Source organism: Pseudomonas sp. EpS/L25, from assembly GCF_001512295.1.
Lineage (GTDB): Bacteria > Pseudomonadota > Gammaproteobacteria > Pseudomonadales > Pseudomonadaceae > Chryseomonas.
In genome coordinates, this window is sequence record NZ_LNUP01000001.1 from 150,818 (window position 1) to 168,993 (window position 18,176).

The following is an 18,176-nucleotide window of genomic DNA, read 5'->3' on the forward strand; positions in this document are numbered from 1 at the left end:
CCTCACACGTCCAGCAGCGGCTTGTGCTTGATGTGCCGGGCGAAGACCTGCATGAACTGCGGATCGACACGCGCGCCCCAGACGGCCAGCGAGTGACCAACGATCCAGAGCACGACACCGGGAATCCACAGTTGCAGTCCCAGCCCTACGGCGGCGGACAGCGTGCCGTTGGCAATCGCCACGGTGCGCGGTGCGCCGCCCAGGAGGATCGGCTCCGTGAGCGAGCGATGCAGCGGCACCTCGAACCCTGCCGCGAAGCTATCGGCGCCGCTCATACCACCGCCCCGCCGGAGAAGCTGAAGAACGACAGGAAGAACGAGGACGCGGCGAAGGCGATGCTCAACCCGAATACGATCTGGATCAGCTTGCGGAAGCCGCCGCTGGTATCGCCGAAGGCCAGCGCCAGGCCGGTGGAAATGATGATGATCACCGCGACGATGCGTGCGACCGGCCCCTGGATGGATTCGAGGATGGATTGCAGCGGGCCTTCCCACGGCATCGAGGAACCGGCGGCTTGCGCCGTGCCGGCCAGGAACAGCAGCAGCGCGGCCAGCAGCAGCCCTTGCCCCGCCGGGCGGGCCAGGCTGCACAGCCGCGCCATTCGTGGGAGCGGATTTACGGAAATGCGGAAAGCAGGAACGTGCATCTGCGTCATGGCAGTTCTCCAAGTTGGTCAGGGAAAGGTGCAGCGGCGGTGGCTGCGGGGGAAACCGGCATCAGCTCGGGAAACGGCGTTTCCAGCGCATCCGCCATGCGGTAGCCCGCACCGTCAAAGCCGACGACGCGGGCGATGCGTTCGACGCGGCGCTTGCGACCACGCCCGGCAATGTGGATGACGACGTTGACCGCCTCGGCGATCAGCGCACGCGGCGGATTCACTGCCGCTTCGAGGATCAGTTGCTCCAAGCGCAGTAGCGCGCCCAGTGCGGAACCGGCATGGATGGTGGCGATGCCGCCGGGGTGGCCGGTGCCCCACACTTTGATGAGGTCGAGGGCTTCGCCGCCGCGCACCTCGCCGACGACCACGCGATCAGGGCGCAGGCGCATCGTGGCGCGCACCAGCTCCTGCATCGACACGACGCCAGCGCGGGTGCGCAGCGGCACATGGTCGCGGGCGGCGCATTGCAGCTCGATGGTGTCTTCGAGCACCAGCACACGGTCGCCGGTGGCGGCGATTTCCGCGAGCAAGGCATTGGCGAGCGTGGTTTTGCCGCTGCTCGTCGCCCCGGCGATCAGGATGTTTTGGCGCTCGCGCACGGCGCGGCGCAGGAACTCGGCCTGCCCGGTGGTCAGGATGCCATCGGCCACATAGCGATCCAGGCTGATGATGCTCACGGCGCGCTTGCGCAGTGCGAAGGCTGGCCCCGGCGCAGCCGGCGGCAAGATGCCCTCGAACCGCTCGCCGGTTTCGGGCAGCTCGGCGGTCAGCAGCGGCCGCCCGCGATGCACCTCCGCGCCGACGTGCGCGGCCACCAGGCGGATGATGCGTTCGCCATCGTCTTCGGGCAGTTCCACGCCCAGAGGCATGCGACCCATTGAGAGCCGATCCACCCATAGGGTGCGGTCGGGGTTGAGCATGATTTCCACCACGTCCGGGTCGGCCAGCGCGGTGGCGATGACCGGCCCCATGGCCGTGCGCAGCATCTGGATGCGGCGATCCAGAGCGGCGACAGTGGATGACTTCGGTGCGGCGCTCATGACGCGCGCTCCCGCGCCTCGGCCAGCGCCGCCGCGTCATCCATCCGCATCGGGTCCGGGTGCAGCTCCTCCACCACATCGCGCACCAAGCTTCGGCCGCGCAGTAAGTGACGGCCAAGGTGCTCCACGAATTGCTCGAAGCGCGCTTTGCCCTGGGCGCGAGCCGCGTCCTGATGGGCTTCGGGAACCGGCGTGCTGACGGTCAGGAAGTAGCGGATGAACAGCGCCAGCGTTTCGATTTCGATGTTCTGGTCGCGCTCCAGGCGCTCGGCCTGCCGCGACAGGCGATCCAGCCGCTTGGCGATGGCGGCCTCGCGCTGGTCGCCGGCATCCGGCGACAGCCAGGACGCCAGGGCGGCGGCCACGATGCTGGATTTCGACACGCCTTTCTTGGCGGCCAATTCATCTAGCCGCTTGGCGTGCTCGGGCTGGATAAAGAGGTTGAGGCGGTAGTGGCTCATAGGTCGATTCCGTCGTTGGGGTTCAGCGATGCCAGCCGGGCCGTGCGCTGCATGGACGGGTCGAGCTGGCCGGGGAGCGGAAGCGGCAGGTCATCGTCGTCATCGAGCAGCGCCAGGTCGTTGCCCGCAGGCTGCGGCTCGAGGCTGTATTCAGCGGCTTCGGATAGCTCGGGCTGCCGGCGCGGGCCGCCGTCATCGGCGGTACCCAGGCCATCGGCGGATGTCATGACGGGTGCGGCGGGTACAGCAGGAATCGCCAGGTCGCTCCAGTCATCAGGGCGCGCAGGCGGGGCATCGGTGTAACGCCCGGCCAACAGCACCGGCGGCGGCAGCACGCGGCGCTTGAAGTTGGCGTCGGCGTAGTAGCGCAGCTTCTTCGCCTTGATCGGCGCCACGCTGGACACCATCACCACGGCCTTGTCGGGCGGAAGCTGCATCACTTCGCCCGGCGTCAGCAGCGGGCGAGCCGTCTCCTGGCGCGACACCATCAGGTGGCCCAGCCACGGCGCGAGCCGGTGGCCGGCGTAGTTGCGTTGCGCACGCAGTTCTGTGGCGGTGCCCAGCGTTTCGGAGATCCGTTTCGCGGTGCGTTCGTCGTTGGTGGCGAACGTCACGCGGACGTGGCAGTTGTCCAGAATCGAATGGTTCTGCCCATACGCCTTGTCGATCTGGTTGAGCGACTGCGCGATGAGGAAGCTGCGGATGCCGTAGCCCGCCATGAAGGCCAGCGCCGTCTCGAAAAAGTCGAGCCTGCCCAGCGCCGGGAACTCGTCGAGCATCAGCAGCAGCTTGTGGCGGCGCGCGATGCCGTCGCTGCCGTCGAGCGATTCGGTGAGCCGCCGGCCGATCTGGTTGAGGATCAGGCGAATGAGCGGTTTGGTGCGCGAAATGTCTGAAGGCGGCACCACCAGATACAGCGACACCGGATGTTCGGAAGCGATCAGGTCGGCGATGCGCCAGTCGCAGCGCGAGGTGACTTCGGCCACCGTGGGGTCGCGGTACAGGCCGAGGAACGACATGGCGGTGCTCAACACGCCTGAGCGTTCGTTGTCCGACTTGTTGAGCACTTCACGCGCAGCGGACGCGACAACCGGGTGCGGTGTATCGCCCAGGTGCTTCGTCTTCATCATCCGATGCAAGGTCAGCTCGAACGGGCTGGCCGGGTCGGACAGGAAGTTGGCGACGCCGCGCAACGTCTTGTCTTCGCCCGCGTAGAGCACATGCAGGATGGCCCCGACCAACAGCGCGTGCGAAGTCTTCTCCCAGTGGTTGCGTTTCTCCAATGCGCCTTCGGGATCGACCAGAATGTCGGCGATGTTCTGCACGTCGCGCACCTCATGCGCGCCGCGCCGGACTTCGAGCAGCGGGTTGTAGGCCGCCGACTTCGCATCCGTGGGGTTGAACAGCAGGCAGTGCGAGAAGCGCGAGCGCCAGCCCGCGGTGATCTTCCAGTTCTCGCCCTTGATGTCGTGGATGACGGCGGATGCGGGCCAGGACAGCAGCGTCGGCACCACCAGGCCGATGCCCTTGCCCGAGCGCGTGGGTGCGAAGGTCAGGACGTGTTCCGGGCCTTCATGGCGCAGATACTCGTTGCGATACTTGCCGAGGAAGACGCCGGCCGGCTGCGTCAGCCCGGCTTTGCGAATGTCATCCGCTTCGGCCCAGCGCGCCGAGCCGTAGGTCGTGACCAGCTTGGCCTGCCGCGAGCGCCACACCGACATGGCGATAGCCACCACCACCGCCAGCAAACCGCTGCCGCCTGCAATGGAACCGCCGATGTCGAAGACATGCGGCGCGTAGGCATCGAAGAAGAACCACCACTCGAACAGCCGCCAGGGGTGATAGACCGGCGTGCCGAAGAAATCGAAGCAGGGCGAGCCAAGGCGTAGTTGATAGCCCAGGGCGGCGGCTGTCCATTGTGTGGCACCCCACACACCGGCGATCATGATGCCGAACACCACGGCGATCTGCCCGAACAATACGCCCTGACCTTGCATGACTGGCCTCCGATTCCTGCGCTATTCCTCGCTCACACGCGGCACAGGAACGTGCCGCATGGCGTGAGAATCGGTGTCGGGTCAGTGCCGGTCAAAGACCGTTTCAAGCAGGAAAGTCGAGCAAAAAGACAGAATTCGTGCGGTGGCGAGTCAAAGGAAAACGCCGCAAATGCGGGCGCATTGCGGCGTATCGAGCAGAGAAGAGAAGGTGATGCGGCAAGCCGCCAACAATCAAAACTTGGGCGGTTCCTTCGGTGGCGTATATGGCACCTTGCCGTCGCCATAGAACCGCTTGCGCGTGGCGTCGGCCACTCGGTTGCACAGCACCTCGCCCATCACCGGGCGGTCGGTCTTGCATTGGCGGCGCAGTTCTTTGAGCCGCTCGGGGTTCGCTGCCAGTTCTTCCACTGTCGGAATGTTGGCTGCGGAATCGGAGGGTTTCTGTGGCGCTTCGGACTGGCCGCAGCCAGCCAAGAGGGACACGAAAAGGAACGGGATGATCTTCTTCATGGCGTGGCTTCCTCAGGGAAGTCGGAATGAAGGCCCGGCGCGGGCCGGGCAGACTCTGGTGAGTCGATAGCCTGCACGCGCTCGATGAAGCGAGCCAGCGTCTCCGAGGGTTCGGCATCCGGGCGCAGCAGATAGGTGGTGAGCACGGGCGAGCATCCCGCCAGCGGCCGTGCGACCACCCCTTGTTCGCGGCTGGCCGTGATGTGCGCGGCGCCTGTCAGTCCCAAGGCGAAGCCGGCCGACACCAGCGCCATCATCAGGTCACACGTCGCCACCCGCTCGGCCACCAACGGCTCCATGTCCACCCGGCGCAGCAGCCGATCCACCTGCCGCGCATGGCCTTCGCACGCCTGCTGATCGCACAGCACCAGCGGGTAGCGCAGCAGTTCTTGAAGCGGGATGCGTTTGTGGGCCAGCAAGGGATGCCGCGCGGGCACGGCCACCATCAGCGGATCGTTCCAGACAGGCACGGCAACGATGCCATCGCCGGCTTCATCGGCACGGGCAAAGCCCACGTCGTACAAGTCGTCGTGCAGGCCCTTGATCTGCTGCGCCAGCGGTACTTCGGTCAGGCGGATTTCGACTTCGGGTTCCTCCTGCCGGCACAGCGCCAGCAAGGCCGGCAAGCGCGATGGCGTAATGCCGTCGGAAAGGGCGATACGCAACTGGCCGTGGAAGCCGTTGGCGGCCGCCTTTACGCTGTCGCGCGCCTGCTGCAAGGCGGCGAAGACGCGCGGTACGTGATCCAGGAACAGCTTGCCGGCACGGGTCAGGCGGGTGCTGCGCGTGGTACGGGCGAACAGCACCACGCCCAGTTCTTCTTCCAGTTCCTTGATGGCGCGCGACAGCGGCGACTGCTCGATGTGCAGCTTCTCCGCCGCGCGGGCGAAGTGCAGTTCTTCGGCGACGGCCAAGAAGCAACGCAGGTGCCGTAGTTCCATATCGCCGCCCATCCATCAGAACAAGGAGCGTTCGAGAATCGCGGCGTCATAGCCGCGTAACTCATTGAAGCGCCCCTGCCGCACCTTGTCTGCCCATTGCGGATCGGCCAGCAGCGCCCGCCCAACGGCGATCAGGTCGAATTCGCCAACGGCGACAGGGTCGACCGCGGCTTGCAGATCGGTCGGCGTGGATGATTCAGCCCCGGGCTCCTCGCCGATGGCGCCATGCAGCCCAACGCTACCGACGGCGATGGACGGCTTGCCGGTGAGCTGGCGTGCCCAGCCGGCCAGGCTCAATGGCGAGCCAGCGAAAGCCGGTTCCTGAAAGCGCCGTGTGCTGGCATGGAAGGCATCGACGCCGGCATCAGCCAGTGGTTTCAGGATGCGCCCCAGCTCCTCGGGCGTATCGGCGATGCGTGCCGCATAGTCGCTGCGCTTGAACTGCGAGAAGCGCAGCAGCACCGGGAAGTCCGCGCTGACGGCACGGCGCACGGCCTGCACGACTTCGAGTGTCAGGCGCAGCCGCTTTTCCAATGTGCCGCCGTAAGCATCGGTTCGCGTATTGCTGCGCGCCCACAGGAAGGTATCGAGTAAAAACTCGTGCGCGGCATGAATCTCCACGCCATCGAAGCCCAGCGCCTGGGCCTGCGCCGCAGCACGGGCATAGGATGCCACCACGTCGGCAATATCCTCGTCCGTCATCGCCTTGACCAATACCTGTCCGTTTCCGTCCCGGACTTCGACTGGCCCGAAGCCTGGCACGGACGGGTCGTGCGGCAAGCCGGGACGGCGCTCCGGCCCGCAGTGCCAGAGTTGCGGAATGATGTGTCCACCCGCCCCGTGCACGGTTTCGACCACCCGCCGCCAGCCGGCCAACGCGACGTCGCCAAAGAAATCGGGGCCATCGGGGAAAGCATTCGCGCCGGGATGGTCGATGAATATCCCTTCGGTGATGAGCAGGCCGACGCCACCTTCGGCGCGGCGTCGGTAGTAGTCGGCCACGTCCTGTCCCGGCACGCCATCGGGGGAACGTTGTCGTGTCATCGGCGCCATCACGATGCGGTTAGGCAGTCGCATGCGGCCAAGAACGAGCGGTTGGAACAAGGGAGCCACGGACGGATGCACGAAGTCGGTCATGGGAAGCCTCATAGGGGTCAGCAGGCAAAAGCACCTGCTGTCGAGATGAGGCGATCCATGGTATTCTTCAAATAAATTCCGTATATTAGTGGAATCCATTGAATGGATATAGCTTCTCTGGACCTCAACCTGCTCAAGGCGCTGGATGCGCTGCTGGCCGAACCCAGCGTGTCCGGTGCTGCGCACCGCTTGGGCCTGAGCCAGCCGGCGACCAGCGCCGCGCTGGCGCGGTTGCGCCTTGTGCTGGGCGACCCGCTGTTGGTGCGGCGTGGCAATGCGATGGTTCGCACGGCGCGCGCCGAGGAACTCAAACCCCGCATCTCGGCATTGCTCGATGAAATCGCCCGCACCTTCGCGCCTGTCGATGCGTTCGATCCCGTCACCAGCACGCGCCGTTTCCGCATCCTGGCCAACGACTACGCGACGCTGGTGCTGCTGACGCCGTTGGCAGCCTGCCTGCGCCAGCGCGCGCCGGGCATCGTGCTGGAAATCCTGCCGTTCGATCGCCGTTTCGAGGAACGCTTCGCTGCTCACGAAGCCGATCTGGCGGTAGGGGATGCCGACAGCCTGCGCGGCTATCGCCATGTGCAGCGGCTGTTCACCGAGCACTATCTGTCGCTGGTGCACGCCGGCCATCCGCGCCTGGGCTGTGGCAGGGTCACGCTGGATGCCTTTCTGGCCGAGGACCACGCGCTGGTGTCCAACCGGGGATGCGTGCCGGGCGTGGTGGACAAACCGCTGGCGGCGCTCGGCCGCAGCCGCCGTATCGTGCTGACCTTCCCGCATTTCCTGGTGGCGCCGGCCGTGGTTGCGCGTACCGATCTGGTCATGACCGTGCCCGAGTGCATCGCCCGCGGCTATGCCGAAAGCCATGCGCTGCGGCTGTTCAAGCCGCCCGTGGACGTGGCGCCGTTCGACGTGGTCTTTGCATGGCCAGCACGCAGCGTTGCCGATCCGGCCATGCAATGGATGCGGCGGCAGGTCGAGGACACGGCGCAGGTGTTGCGGCAGCAGTGCCTGAGCAAGCATTGAGTTCAGGAACCGGCGTTGCCATTTCCTTGCCAATCGCATACGCCTGTCCCGCGCCAGGTCAGCGAACGCATGGAGTTTCTTGCCTAACAGTGGCGGCAGGCACCTTGGGAAATCTAGCAAACTAATGGCGCGCGATAGCGGCAACTGCTCGATGTACAGCCGCTCGGCAGCACGGGCGAAGTGCAGTTCTTCGGCGACGGCCAGAAAGTAGCGAAGATGGCGAAGTTCCATAGATAGCTGCCTCGTCCGCCGCTAACTCATGCGTCCAGGTCCGTCGCCCGCTCCGGGGCGATGCGGTTGACCAGCACCATGCCGACGGTCGTCCACCATTCGCCGGCCGTCGCGTCCGTCATCCGCGCTTCGTCCTCGGCGATTGCCTTGTATTCCGGGCTACGCAGGAAGTCCTCTAGATCGTTCACGCTGACGAAATTCATCAGCGTCACGCCGTCGATGGTGCTTGCCTGTGGGTGGTATAGCGGCTGACCCGGCTCGGTTGGCCCGATGTTGTGAAGCTGCACGTAGCGTCGCGCCCAGTCCTTGGACTGCGCTGTGGCTAGCGGCGCATGATCCTGCAGCCACCACTGCTGGAAGGCGTCGCGGCTGACCGTTGGATTGCGCACGTGGAGCTTGACCAGCGTGATGGCCTCATTACCCGTGTCGCTCGGCACGATGACGTACTGGCGCGACAGTACCGGCGCAATGTCGCGGAAGATCGCCTGGTCTTCGGGCAGGATTTTCTGGCGCACGCGGTCATTGCCCAGCACCACGGCGATGTCCTCGGAACTGGCGAAATTCAGGTAGGCAATACCGTCCCAGCGCGGCCGCCGGTAGGGTTCGACATGGCCGACAACGGTGGGCCACAAGCGGCCTTGGTCATCGACCGGCGCGCGGTACGGCGGTGCATCGGTGTTGGTCGGTGCTGGCGCGAAGCGGTGCAACTGGTCGTAGCGCAGCAGCCGTTCCAGGGTACGGTCGTCCGCTTCCTCGGCGTGGATGAAACGCACGCCATGCACCTTGCGCCAATACTCGCCCCAATGCTCGAAGCTGAGATTCGGATTGCCCTCAAAGGCATTGGCTGACGGCTCTGCCGCCGGGTCGGCGATGACGTTCCCGGCATGATCGAGCATGTGCCCTGCGGCGCGTCGGCGCTCGGTCAACGGCGTGTTGTCGGCCCGTGAAAGCAGAGAGCACAACACGGTGAGCGGCCGGTCGCTGCCGGGTTGGGGTTGCAGATAGGGAGCGCGGAAAAGTCGTTCCTCGACAGTCTTAGTCATGGGGTTGTTCTCCAGGGGGCGGGTTAAGAAAAGACACGGCCAGCGCCGCCATTCCTGCCGCCGCGGCAAAACCGTAGAGACCGAGCGTGCCCGCGCTCGCCCATGCGGCGCTGCCTATGGCAGCACCGGCCGCGACGCCGACCATGGCGCCGGTCATCAGCAGACCGTTGAGACGGCTGCGAGCCTGCGGGTCCAGCCCGTTGACGACGGTTTGGTGCGAAACGAGCGCCGCCATCACGCCCAGGTCGAAGACCACGGCGCCGACCGCCAAACTCAAGAGACTAGACGGCAGGATTTCCATGCCGAGGAACGCCACGATCACCAGCGCACATCCGAGGCGGATGGCGGGCAGCGGCCCACGGCGGTCATTGAGGCGGCCGAACCAAGGTGCAGCCAGTGCGCCAGCCGCGCCAGCGATGCCGTAGGTGCCTGCCACGCCGGCCCCCAGATGGAATGGCGGTGCCGCCAGCACCAGGGCCAGCGTGGACCAGAACGCGCCCAAGGTAGACGCGAGCAGCGCCTGCGACACCACGGCCAGTCGCAGCGTGCGGTGCTGCCGCCAGAACGTCCACAAGCTGGCGATCAGGGCGCCGTAGCGGCTGCGGCTGGCAGGCGGCAGGTTCGGCACAGTGCGCCAGGCTATCACCATCACCCCCAGCATCAGGCCGGCTGCCAGGAACTGCATGGCTCGCCAGCCCAAGGACTCGGCGACCCAGCCGCCCAGGGTGCGGGACAGCAGGATGCCGGTGAGCAATCCGGTCGTGACCGTGCCCACGGTGCGTCCCCGCTGTTCGTCGGGAGAAAGTTGCGCGGCGATCGGTACGAAATCCTGGCCGATGCTGCCCAGCAGGCCAACGGCGACGCTGGCGATGAGCAGCCAACCAAGGCCGGGCGAGATGCCTGCCGCCAGCAAGGCCAGCACCAGCAGCACCGCTTTGACCAGAATCAGCCGCCGTCGCGGCACCACGTCTCCGAGTGGAGCCAGCAACAGCATGCCTAAGGCGTAGCCGATCTGTGTCAGGGTCGGCACCCAGCCGACGCGTTCCGGGCTGGCGCTGAACTCGGCCTGCACCAGGGACAGACCGGGTTGCAGGTAATAGACATTCGCGACACCCAGCCCGGCACAGGTTGCCAGCAGCAGCAACGCGCCATTTTGGCGACATGCGGACGTAACGGCCGGTGGCGGCATCAGACCCTCGCAGAAAGATCGACAGCCCGAACAGGCTGTTCTAGCAAAGAGTTTATTGACGAATGTGGATTCGATATATGCTTATAAAATCGAAATACAGTTGACTAAAATTCGTCAATAGGAGCGCTATGAATACGCCAGACCCTTTCCGGGGCATCGCCGTCTTCATGCAGGTCGTGCAGGCTGGCAGCTTCACCTTGGCGGCCGAGCGACTGGACATGAGCAAGTCGGGCGTCGCCAAGAGCATCGCCCGCCTGGAAGCCGCGCTGGGCGTGCGCCTGTTCCAGCGGACCACGCGCCACTTGAGCTTGACCGAGGAAGGTCGCCAGTTCAGCGACGGATGCTTGCGCGCCGTCGCTGAACTGGAAAGCGCACAGGCGCTGGTGACTGCCCAGCGCCAGGAACTGGCGGGACGCATGCGTGTCGATCTGCCCGTGGTCTTCGGCCGGCGCTGGGTGTTGCCGGCGTTGTTGGAAATCGCCGCAGAACACCCCGCGCTCGAACTGGATGTCAGCCTGACCGACCGCCAGGTCGATCTGGTCGAAGACAGCATTGACTTGGTGATCCGCATCGGGCCGCTGCAAGACAGCGCCACACTGGTCGCCAAACCCTTGGGCGTTCAGCAGGCCGTACTGATCGCGCATCCCGACTATCTGGCCCGGCACGGCCAGCCGCAAACCCCGGACGATCTGCATGGACACGCCTGCATCACCTTTGGCAGCGGCGGGCAAACACGGCCCTGGCACTTCCTTGACAGCAAAGGCCGCAATCAACCTTTGACAGTGCGCGGGCGGCTGGGCCTGAACCATAGCGAGGCCATCCTGGACGCAGCGTTGGCCGGGCACGGCATCGCGTTGCTGTCCGACTGGCTGGTTGCCGAGCACCTCCGCGCGGGACGGTTGCTGCGTGTATTGCCCGAGGTCCGAACCCAGGGATTCCCGATCCATGCGGTCTGGCAGAAGAACCGACATCTGTCGGCCAAGGTACGGCGCGTGGTGGATTTGCTGGCCGAACGGTTTTTGCCGGAGCCTCCTTGGGAAGAAAGAAGTCGCGTCTCATGAAATGGATTGCCCCCTCTGTCTCCCAAGCTCCCAAGACACGCCATCACCGCGCACCGTCGCGGCGAGCTGCTGCCCCAGCCGCGGTTCGATCACCGGCTTCCATGGCACCAGCGAGAAGCCCATGCCGTCATCGAGCATCGCGTAGCGCCCGCTGGCGAGCATGACGCTGCGCCGGTAGATACCCGCCACGCGCTGCCCATCGGCTATGGGGCGATGCTCCAGGCCGGTTTCCGCCGCAATGTCCTTGGCGGTCTGCGCCAGCTCCCGATTGCGCAGCGTGCCCAGCAGATTGCGTGCCAGGATCACGTGCTGCCCGTGCCGCTGCGCCAGCCCCTGTTCTTCGAGGAAGACGGCGCGCTGCTGCATCGCTTGCTTGGCGTCTCCACCAAAGCCCAGGTCGCCCAGTCCTCGACCGCCGCCGATCAACTGCTGATCGAGCCAAGTTGCGCCGATGACGCGGGCCTGCCGCTCGATGGGAAGATGGGATTTCAGCTCCACGGCCACGCCGCCCAGGCGCTGCGCGTCGTACTGGCGGCCACGTTCGGCCAGATCGTCCGGCACCTTCCATAACCCTTCGGCCACACGCTCCACGATGCCGGCCCGGCGCAGGGCTTCCAGCCGCCTGACGTGGGCAGCGACGACTTCCTGCGGGTCGCGTGCGGGCTTGGCCCGGCCCTGTTCAATGGCCAGGTGATGGTCGGTGCGGTACAGGCCATCGTTCGCCAGCGCGGCGATGTTCTTGTCGGCCGCGCGCACGTCAGCCGATCCCTTCACCTCCACCACGGCGCCGATCGGGTAGTTCGCCAGCTCATCCCGAGCGTTCAGTGCAACGTAGTGGGCCTTGCCGTCCACGCCGTCGATGACCAGATAGCCGCGGTCGTGCAGCTCGTCGGCCAGCCCCTTCGCGGCCACGCGGCCGATGATGCTACGGCCGCTTCCATCGTCATTCTGGCCTGGCTCGAACACGACCAGCTCACGCGGCTGGCCGCTCATGGCCCGCTGCATCGTGCGGATGATGTCACCGCGCTCGCCCAGGGCACGCAAGGTCTTCTCGGCATCGGCGTGGACGGCCCAAGTGCCGGGCTGCATCTCGTCGGCCAGGCCCAGGCGCTGCAAGCGTTGCAGGCGGCCGATCAGCAGCAGGCGTTGGCGCTGCAAGCGGGGTTCGTTGAGCCGTTCGACCTGCACACGGCCATCGTCGCCGGCCTCGCGCTGCAAGGTACGATCCAGGCTCGTCCACCGCTCCTGTTCCACCTCGCGCTCCAAGGTCTGCTGGATCTCCAGTTCGGTGCGCGGCCCCAGCCATTCGGTCGCCAGTTCGGCGGCGCGATGGCGTAAGCCGTGGGCGATGTAGTCGCCCGCGACGATGAGGTCTTTGCCGGTATCGTCGCACCCGCGCACGATCAGGTGGGTGTGCGGGTTGTCGGTGTTCCAGTGATCGACCGCCACCCAATCGAGTCGCGTGCCCAGGTCGGCTTCCATGCGGTTCACCAGGTGCCGGGTGTAGGTACGCAGGTCGTCCAGTTCCTCGCCGGCTTCCGGTGAAACGATGAAGCGGAAATGGTGCCGGTCGTCGGCGCAGCGTTCCTTGAAGGCATCGAGGTCGGCTTCGTCGGCCTGCGGCCCATAGGCCCGCCCAGGTACGCCATCGCGGCCCGCGCCGTCGCGCTCGACGTAACGCAGGTGCTTGGCGAGCGATTGCGGGCTGGCCCGCTGGTGATTAACCAGCAAGGTCTTGATGGTCACGCGCCGCGACAGGGGCGTCAGCTTCGCCCCGGCGAAGCGCGCTGCCGTGTGGCCGCGTCCCAAGCGCGAGCCGGGACGCTGGCCGGTGCCATGCGCCGATGCCGAACGGCGCACCGTGGACTTGCCACCACTGGCCTTGCCGGCCTGCTTGAGCACCCTGGAGACGAAGCTCTGCCCCTGGCCCTTGCCCCGGTTCTTCGGGGCGCTGGGGCGCACCCTGAAATCGTCGTCGTGACGGTTTGTCATCGCGGTTCTCCCTGCAAGCTCTGGCGTGCCCTGTCGTGCGAAGCACGCGGGCATGCCAGCATCGCTGCGGGCTTCGCGCCACACGCGGCACGGCGGCGAAGCCGCGCCGTGCCGCGCCACCCCCACGTGCAGACTGGCTTTGCGGACCGACAGGTGCCGCCCCCTTTTGTCTTGCCTTCCGCCTTTGCCCTACGCTGTCGCTCCGGGCCTCGGCGACCCGGCGGCGCCGCTGCACCCGCAGCCAGCCCGCCGGCGAACGCGGCCACGGCCACAGGCCGGCAGCGTTCGAGGCAAGACGCCTGCACGTGGGACGGCTGCGCCGAAGGCAGCGCGAAGTGCGGTGCGAATGCACCCGCACTGCACGCGCGACGACACGGCGACGCCCAGCAGAACGACACGCCTGATGGCACGACAAGATGCACTGCAACGTGCAGCGAGTCGGCGGCCATCATGGGCGTGTCTCCAGCCAGACCGGATGCGCAACACCGATCACGGCGGATGCGCTGACCGGCCCGAAATACCGGCTGTCCAACGATGCCGGATTCGTCACGCTCAACAGGAACAGCTCGCCCGGTTCGAGGCGGCGGCAAAGCTGCAAGGATGGCAGCGCCCGGCCCATCCGGTCGGCAGGCAGCGCGGCGGCCACCGGCACGCCGTCGATGCGAACCTGCCCAGCGACGATGCAGACGTGTTGCGGCCCGACCGCGCCCACACGTTTGAGGAGCGGAACGTGTGCCGGCAGGTAGCCGCGCTGCGCAGCGAGCGCGGCAGCGTCGGCGGGCAATCGGGTCAGGACGATGCTGCCCACGGAAAAAGGTCGTGGTAGCGAGGCAGCCTGATGGTCAAGCGGCTGCACGCGATACCAGCCGACCGGCACGCTGTCGGACGGGTTGTAGATCAGGCGCGGCAGCGGCTGCACGAACGTCGCCCAGGCCAGCGCAGCGAGGCCGAAGGCGGCGAAGCCCGCCAGCACGATGCGAGCGCGCAAACGTGAGTGCGGCGAGCGAGGATGCGGCGCGGCTTCGGGCGTACGCGCGACGGTGGAATGGGCGGTCATGGCAGCGCCCTCCCGGCCAGCCAGGCGGCGTGCCGCTCGGCGGTGTATTCGAGCAGTGCCAGGCGGGCCGCCAGACGGTTGCCCAGCGTGCGCCAGTACGCGGGCGACACGTCGATGGCGGCGATGCCCTGCGCCTCGATGCCGTCGATTCGCTCCAGCACGGCACGTACCGCGTTCTCGCCTTCGGCGTGCAGCAGCAGGCGTGCGCCCGGCCGCACGCCGGGGATGCGCTGCATGTCGTCCAGCGGCGTGGCGGCTTGCATCACCATGAGCTGCCAGCGGATCGTGCCGTAGTCGTTTGCTTCCCAGCGCACGCGGCAGAACATTGCACGCGGCAGGAACACCGCACAGCGCCGCCAGCGGTCGAGCCGCAGCGTGCGCGCCGGTTCGCCGAAACGCAGGTAGAGCTTGAAGCGCGGTTCGATGTAGGCGAGCGATACGCGAGTCAGCGGCACGTTGCCAGCCTGGCCGGCGAGCGTCGAAAGCGAAGGCGGCGGCGCAGCAGCCGGTGCAGCCGTCGCCGCGTGAGCGGCAGGCAAGGCGGATGCGTTCATGGCAGGGTCTCCGGGCGCTTATCGGGAAATTCCCGTTCCAGCAGGCCGCGCAGCAGGTCGGCCACGGTCACGCCCTGGCCGAAGGCGGCGATCTTGATGCGCGCGCGCAGCGCGGGCGTCACGTCGAACGTTAGGCGTGCGGTGTATAGGTCGCCCTTATTCAGCGCATCGGCATCGCCCTGGCGAATCCACGCCTCGGCGTGCGGATTCGCGGGCGGACGTGCGCCGATGCCGACGCGCTTGCTGGCACGCGAACCGTTGCGGGTGGTGCTGTCGCTGCTCATGCCGGCCACCGCAGCAGTTCATCGACCAGCGCAGCGATCTCGCGTGCGGCGGCGCTGTCGGGCGCGGTTTCGCGGGCGAGCCGGCCAGCGGCCACGCTGTCGGCGAAGACGATGCGCTGGCGCACTTCGCTGCGCAGCGCCGGCAGCGGCTGTTCGGCCAGCGATTGCCGTGCTTCCCTGCCGATGATGGTGGTACTGACGCGCCGGTTGATGACGAAGGCCGCGCGCAGCGCAGGTCGGAACACCTGCGCCTCACGGATCAGCGCCACCATCTCGGCGCTGGCCCACAGGTCATACGGGCTGGGCTGCACGGGAATCAGCACGCGCTCGGCCGCCAGCAGCGCGGAACGCGCCAGGGCGGCGATGCGCGGCGGGCCGTCGATGATGACGTGATCGGCGCGGCGGGCCAGCTCCGGCGCTTCCTGATGCAGCGTTTCGCGGGCGAGGCCCAAGGCGCTGAACAACCGTGGCAAGCCCTGCTGGCTTCTGCGCTGCGTCCAGTCCAGCGACGAACCCTGCGGGTCGGCGTCCAGCAGGATGACGTGCAGACCGCGCATCGCCAGCTCGCCGGCGATGTGGGTGGCGAGCGTGGTCTTGCCGACGCCGCCTTTTTGGTTGAGCAGTGCGACGATCATGGCGTAGCCCTCCATGCTGGAAAGCCTTGCGTCGATTCGCCTGCGAAACCTGTCAGTTGGTGGCAGGTTTTTCCCGCCGTTTGTGGCCGCATGGCGGTTATCCATCGCAGCGGCGCTTCTCTACTAAAAGTTAGAGATTTTGAAGTTAGGTAGTTAGGGGACGCGCAAACCCAATGCTGGCGCGCATTTGCGGCCGATTGGCACGCCTGATAGCACGATAGGCCCACGCCTGATAGCACGATACCCCGCACGCCTGATAGCACGACACTATTCACAGGCTTTCCCGAAGTTATCCCCGTGCCGTTTGCGGCACGGGCCGGAACGTCAGCAGCTCCATGCCGTTGTCCGGCATCCGCTCGATGCCCAGGACGTAGCCGGGCAGCGACTGTCGCGCGACCAGCGCGCGCAGGTCGCAGGCGAAGTCGTAGGGCTTGGCCGTGCTGCCGGATTTCTGGTGCAGGTAGCGGAAGTCGAACTGCCAGCCGTATGCCTGCTTGCCGCCGTGCTTGCGCACCAGGCGGTACAGCCAGCGCTCGATGCCGCCGGTCAGCCGGAAATACGCCGGGTCGATGGTCAGCACCAGGGCAGCGTCGAGCACGCCCGCGTAGAACCAGTCCGGTAGGATCAGCTCGATGCCCAGCGGCGTGCCGCTGACATCGGCCAGCTCTTTCCATTCGTTGATCCATGAGAAGCGATGCAGGCGCCGCCCGGTCGTCTCGCGAATGGACGTGGCCACCGTGGTCGATTGCAGGCGATCCAACGCGGCCTTGAGGCGCTGGTAGTCGCGCAGCGACTTGCCGCGCCCGATGAAGCGCAGGATCTCGTAAGGCGTCGCGCGCATCAGCCGCGACGGCCGCAGGCCCGCGTCCTTCGCCTCCACGATCTGCGAGGCCGCCCATACCAGCACGTCCGCATCCCAAATCGTGGCGATGCCGTGCTCCTGCGTGCCTTCCACGCGGATCGTCACGTTGCCCGCCCGGAAGTCGATGGGCTTGACCCGCTTGGACTTGGCGAGCGAGAAGAACGGATAGGCCATCAAATCCTGGCTGTCGCGCGGTGCCATGTCGCCGGGCAAGGCGCGGAACAGGTCGAGCTGTTCGCGCTCCTGCAACGGCCGCTGCCTGGACGGCAGCGCGGTGCTGGACATGACGATGGCCAGCCGCGCGCCGCCGATCAGCGCGCACGGCTGTCGGCCGAGCGGTGCTCGGCGTACTCGGGATCGGAGGTCGTCTCGAAGCTGCGGTCGGCGGCCCAGGCATCGAGGTCGCTCACCGCGTACATGACGCGGCGGCCGAACTTGCGGAACTTCGGGCCGCCGCCGATCACGCGCTGTTTCTCCAGCGTGCGCGGCGACAGCCGCAGGTATTCGGCGGCTTCGTCGTTGGTCAGGTAGCGTTGGGGCTGCGCGGGCGCAGCGACAGCAGCGGCGGCAGGCCGCAAGGGAGCGGGTCGCATGGGATGTACCTCCATCAAGCCCGGCCACACCACGCAGCCGGATAGAGGCACTTTCAAGAAAGCAAGGCTTCCTGCTCAGGGACGTTTTGCAGGGGATGCAGCGCGTCCCTGTGCAACGGGCGGAAGCTGTGCAAGGCGGCGGTAGCCGCCGCGCATCAGCGCATCGCCCCGGCGCACCAGCCGGCGAACGCGGGCGCGCAAGGCGCTGTCGGCGTACCAGTCGTCGGCGACGGCATCGGTACCGAACAGTCCTTCCGCTACTTCGCGCAAGGATGCGCCCGCCAGGGTGCCGTCGAGCGCCTGGAGCGTGTTCAACTCCAGCAATGTGGCGAGTGTCGGTCGTGGCCGTGCCATTCCCGCGGGTAAGGCGTCGCCAGCGATGGCCAACGTGTCCAGCTCGGCCGCCAGTGCCTGATAGCGGACGCACGGTGTGGCGCAGGCGCGGATGGCATAGGCGTAGGCCATGCCATCGCTCAGGTCGGGTGCCAGTGCGAAGCGCAGGCAGCAGCTCGGCCAACATGTCAGCAGCATCAGGCGCTTGCCATCGTGGATCAGATGCTTCTGGCCGGGAATGCGCCAGAACGCGAAGGCCACCGCATCGGGTGGCGGGTCGGCATCGGGATAGAGTTGCACGACAGCATCGTGGTCAGGGAACCAGGCCGGATGCGCGTCGCGCGCGTCCAGGGCGGGATCTTCCAGCAGGCGCAGCCCCCAGCGCGCGGCGGCCTCTGGCCGGCGGCGCCGGCGCAGCCAGTCGCGGCGGTAGTCGGGGTGGCGGCGTAGGTATTCCCACGCCAGCGCGGGGCCGTCGAGATGCAGCGTGTAGAGATACGCGGCGGTCGGATACCAGTGTTCGGCGCTCGGGGCAGCCATGACGCAACCTCCTGTCATTCAGCAGG

General features: G+C 66.8%; 20 protein-coding genes and 1 pseudogene. 2 read left to right on the top strand and 19 right to left on the bottom strand.

The window, feature by feature from the left end; translation table 11 throughout:
* Positions 1-2: 2 nt before the first annotated feature.
* The 8 genes from AR540_RS00695 to AR540_RS00730 all read right to left on the bottom strand — a co-directional run bounded on the left by AR540_RS00695 (position 3) and on the right by AR540_RS00730 (position 6,744).
* Positions 3-275, bottom strand: a complete 273-nt coding sequence (locus tag AR540_RS00695; RefSeq protein WP_059225940.1) for a VirB3 family type IV secretion system protein — start codon at positions 273-275, stop codon at positions 3-5.
* Positions 272-655 carry a TrbC/VirB2 family protein gene (locus AR540_RS00700; protein ID WP_059225941.1) on the bottom strand — a complete coding sequence of 128 codons (384 nt, stop codon included), beginning with the start codon at positions 653-655 and terminating at the stop codon, positions 272-274. Before AR540_RS00700 ends, AR540_RS00695 begins: the two co-directional genes overlap by 4 nt.
* Positions 652-1,698, bottom strand: coding sequence for a P-type conjugative transfer ATPase TrbB (trbB, locus tag AR540_RS00705; RefSeq protein WP_059225942.1), 1,047 nt, complete (start codon positions 1,696-1,698; stop codon positions 652-654). Before trbB ends, AR540_RS00700 begins: the two co-directional genes overlap by 4 nt.
* A complete protein-coding gene (locus tag AR540_RS00710) occupies positions 1,695-2,159 on the bottom strand; it encodes a ribbon-helix-helix protein, CopG family (RefSeq protein WP_059225943.1) in 465 nt (154 codons plus the stop codon). The genes trbB and AR540_RS00710 overlap by 4 nt, the downstream gene beginning before the upstream one ends.
* Positions 2,156-4,156, bottom strand: coding sequence for a conjugal transfer protein TraG (locus AR540_RS00715; RefSeq protein ID WP_059225944.1), 2,001 nt, complete (start codon positions 4,154-4,156; stop codon positions 2,156-2,158). Before AR540_RS00715 ends, AR540_RS00710 begins: the two co-directional genes overlap by 4 nt.
* A 231-nt stretch (positions 4,157-4,387) precedes the next feature.
* Entirely contained in the window at positions 4,388-4,666 is a 279-nt protein-coding gene (locus AR540_RS00720; protein ID WP_059225945.1) for an EexN family lipoprotein, read from the bottom strand.
* Positions 4,663-5,607: a LysR family transcriptional regulator gene (locus AR540_RS00725; RefSeq protein WP_059225946.1), complete on the bottom strand. Its 945-nt coding sequence runs from the start codon at positions 5,605-5,607 to the stop codon at positions 4,663-4,665. The genes AR540_RS00720 and AR540_RS00725 overlap by 4 nt, the downstream gene beginning before the upstream one ends.
* Positions 5,608-5,622: 15 nt before the next feature.
* Positions 5,623-6,744 (bottom strand): NADH:flavin oxidoreductase, encoded by a 1,122-nt coding sequence (locus tag AR540_RS00730; RefSeq protein ID WP_059225947.1) that lies wholly within the window; start codon positions 6,742-6,744, stop codon positions 5,623-5,625.
* A gap of 102 nt (positions 6,745-6,846) precedes the next feature.
* Between AR540_RS00730 and AR540_RS00735 the strand changes: the two genes are divergently transcribed.
* Positions 6,847-7,776 (top strand): LysR family transcriptional regulator, encoded by a 930-nt coding sequence (locus AR540_RS00735; protein WP_059225948.1) that lies wholly within the window; start codon positions 6,847-6,849, stop codon positions 7,774-7,776.
* Between the two features lie 111 nt (positions 7,777-7,887).
* Here AR540_RS00735 and AR540_RS24455 read toward each other — a convergent pair.
* The 3 genes and pseudogenes from AR540_RS24455 to AR540_RS00745 form a co-directional block, all read right to left on the bottom strand.
* Positions 7,888-8,007: pseudogene (locus tag AR540_RS24455) on the bottom strand (LysR family transcriptional regulator); the annotation flags it as partial.
* Positions 8,008-8,033: 26 nt separating this feature from the next.
* Positions 8,034-9,050: an EthD domain-containing protein gene (locus AR540_RS00740; protein ID WP_059225949.1), complete on the bottom strand. Its 1,017-nt coding sequence runs from the start codon at positions 9,048-9,050 to the stop codon at positions 8,034-8,036.
* Positions 9,043-10,194 carry an MFS transporter gene (locus tag AR540_RS00745; protein WP_236711981.1) on the bottom strand — a complete coding sequence of 384 codons (1,152 nt, stop codon included), beginning with the start codon at positions 10,192-10,194 and terminating at the stop codon, positions 9,043-9,045. The genes AR540_RS00740 and AR540_RS00745 overlap by 8 nt, the downstream gene beginning before the upstream one ends.
* A 173-nt stretch (positions 10,195-10,367) precedes the next feature.
* Here AR540_RS00745 and AR540_RS00750 point away from each other — a divergent pair, with 173 nt between their 5' ends.
* Complete coding sequence (locus tag AR540_RS00750; protein ID WP_059225950.1) at positions 10,368-11,300, top strand: LysR family transcriptional regulator; 933 nt, start codon at positions 10,368-10,370, stop codon at positions 11,298-11,300.
* Here the strand turns inward: AR540_RS00750 and AR540_RS00755 are convergent.
* The 8 genes from AR540_RS00755 to AR540_RS00790 form a co-directional block, all read right to left on the bottom strand.
* Positions 11,295-13,292, bottom strand: a complete 1,998-nt coding sequence (locus AR540_RS00755) for a relaxase/mobilization nuclease domain-containing protein (RefSeq protein ID WP_059225951.1) — start codon at positions 13,290-13,292, stop codon at positions 11,295-11,297. The genes AR540_RS00750 and AR540_RS00755 overlap by 6 nt on opposite strands.
* Positions 13,293-13,740: 448 nt before the next feature.
* Entirely contained in the window at positions 13,741-14,349 is a 609-nt protein-coding gene (locus tag AR540_RS00760) for a S26 family signal peptidase (protein ID WP_059225952.1), read from the bottom strand.
* The gene (locus AR540_RS00765) at positions 14,346-14,903 is read right to left on the bottom strand and encodes a DUF2840 domain-containing protein (RefSeq protein ID WP_059225953.1); all 558 of its coding nucleotides are present in this window, start codon (positions 14,901-14,903) and stop codon (positions 14,346-14,348) included. The genes AR540_RS00760 and AR540_RS00765 overlap by 4 nt, the downstream gene beginning before the upstream one ends.
* Complete coding sequence (locus tag AR540_RS00770) at positions 14,900-15,187, bottom strand: hypothetical protein (RefSeq protein ID WP_059226055.1); 288 nt, start codon at positions 15,185-15,187, stop codon at positions 14,900-14,902. The genes AR540_RS00765 and AR540_RS00770 overlap by 4 nt, the downstream gene beginning before the upstream one ends.
* Positions 15,184-15,822: a ParA family partition ATPase gene (gene parA, locus AR540_RS00775; RefSeq protein ID WP_059226054.1), complete on the bottom strand. Its 639-nt coding sequence runs from the start codon at positions 15,820-15,822 to the stop codon at positions 15,184-15,186. The genes AR540_RS00770 and parA overlap by 4 nt, the downstream gene beginning before the upstream one ends.
* Before the next feature lie 289 nt (positions 15,823-16,111).
* Positions 16,112-16,969: a replication initiator protein A gene (locus AR540_RS00780; RefSeq protein WP_059225954.1), complete on the bottom strand. Its 858-nt coding sequence runs from the start codon at positions 16,967-16,969 to the stop codon at positions 16,112-16,114.
* Positions 16,970-16,995: 26 nt separating this feature from the next.
* Complete coding sequence (locus AR540_RS00785) at positions 16,996-17,262, bottom strand: helix-turn-helix transcriptional regulator (RefSeq protein WP_442963753.1); 267 nt, start codon at positions 17,260-17,262, stop codon at positions 16,996-16,998.
* A gap of 90 nt (positions 17,263-17,352) precedes the next feature.
* On the bottom strand, positions 17,353-18,150 hold the full coding sequence (locus AR540_RS00790) for a DUF2285 domain-containing protein (RefSeq protein ID WP_059225956.1): 798 nt from the start codon (positions 18,148-18,150) through the stop codon (positions 17,353-17,355).
* Positions 18,151-18,176 lie beyond the last annotated feature (26 nt).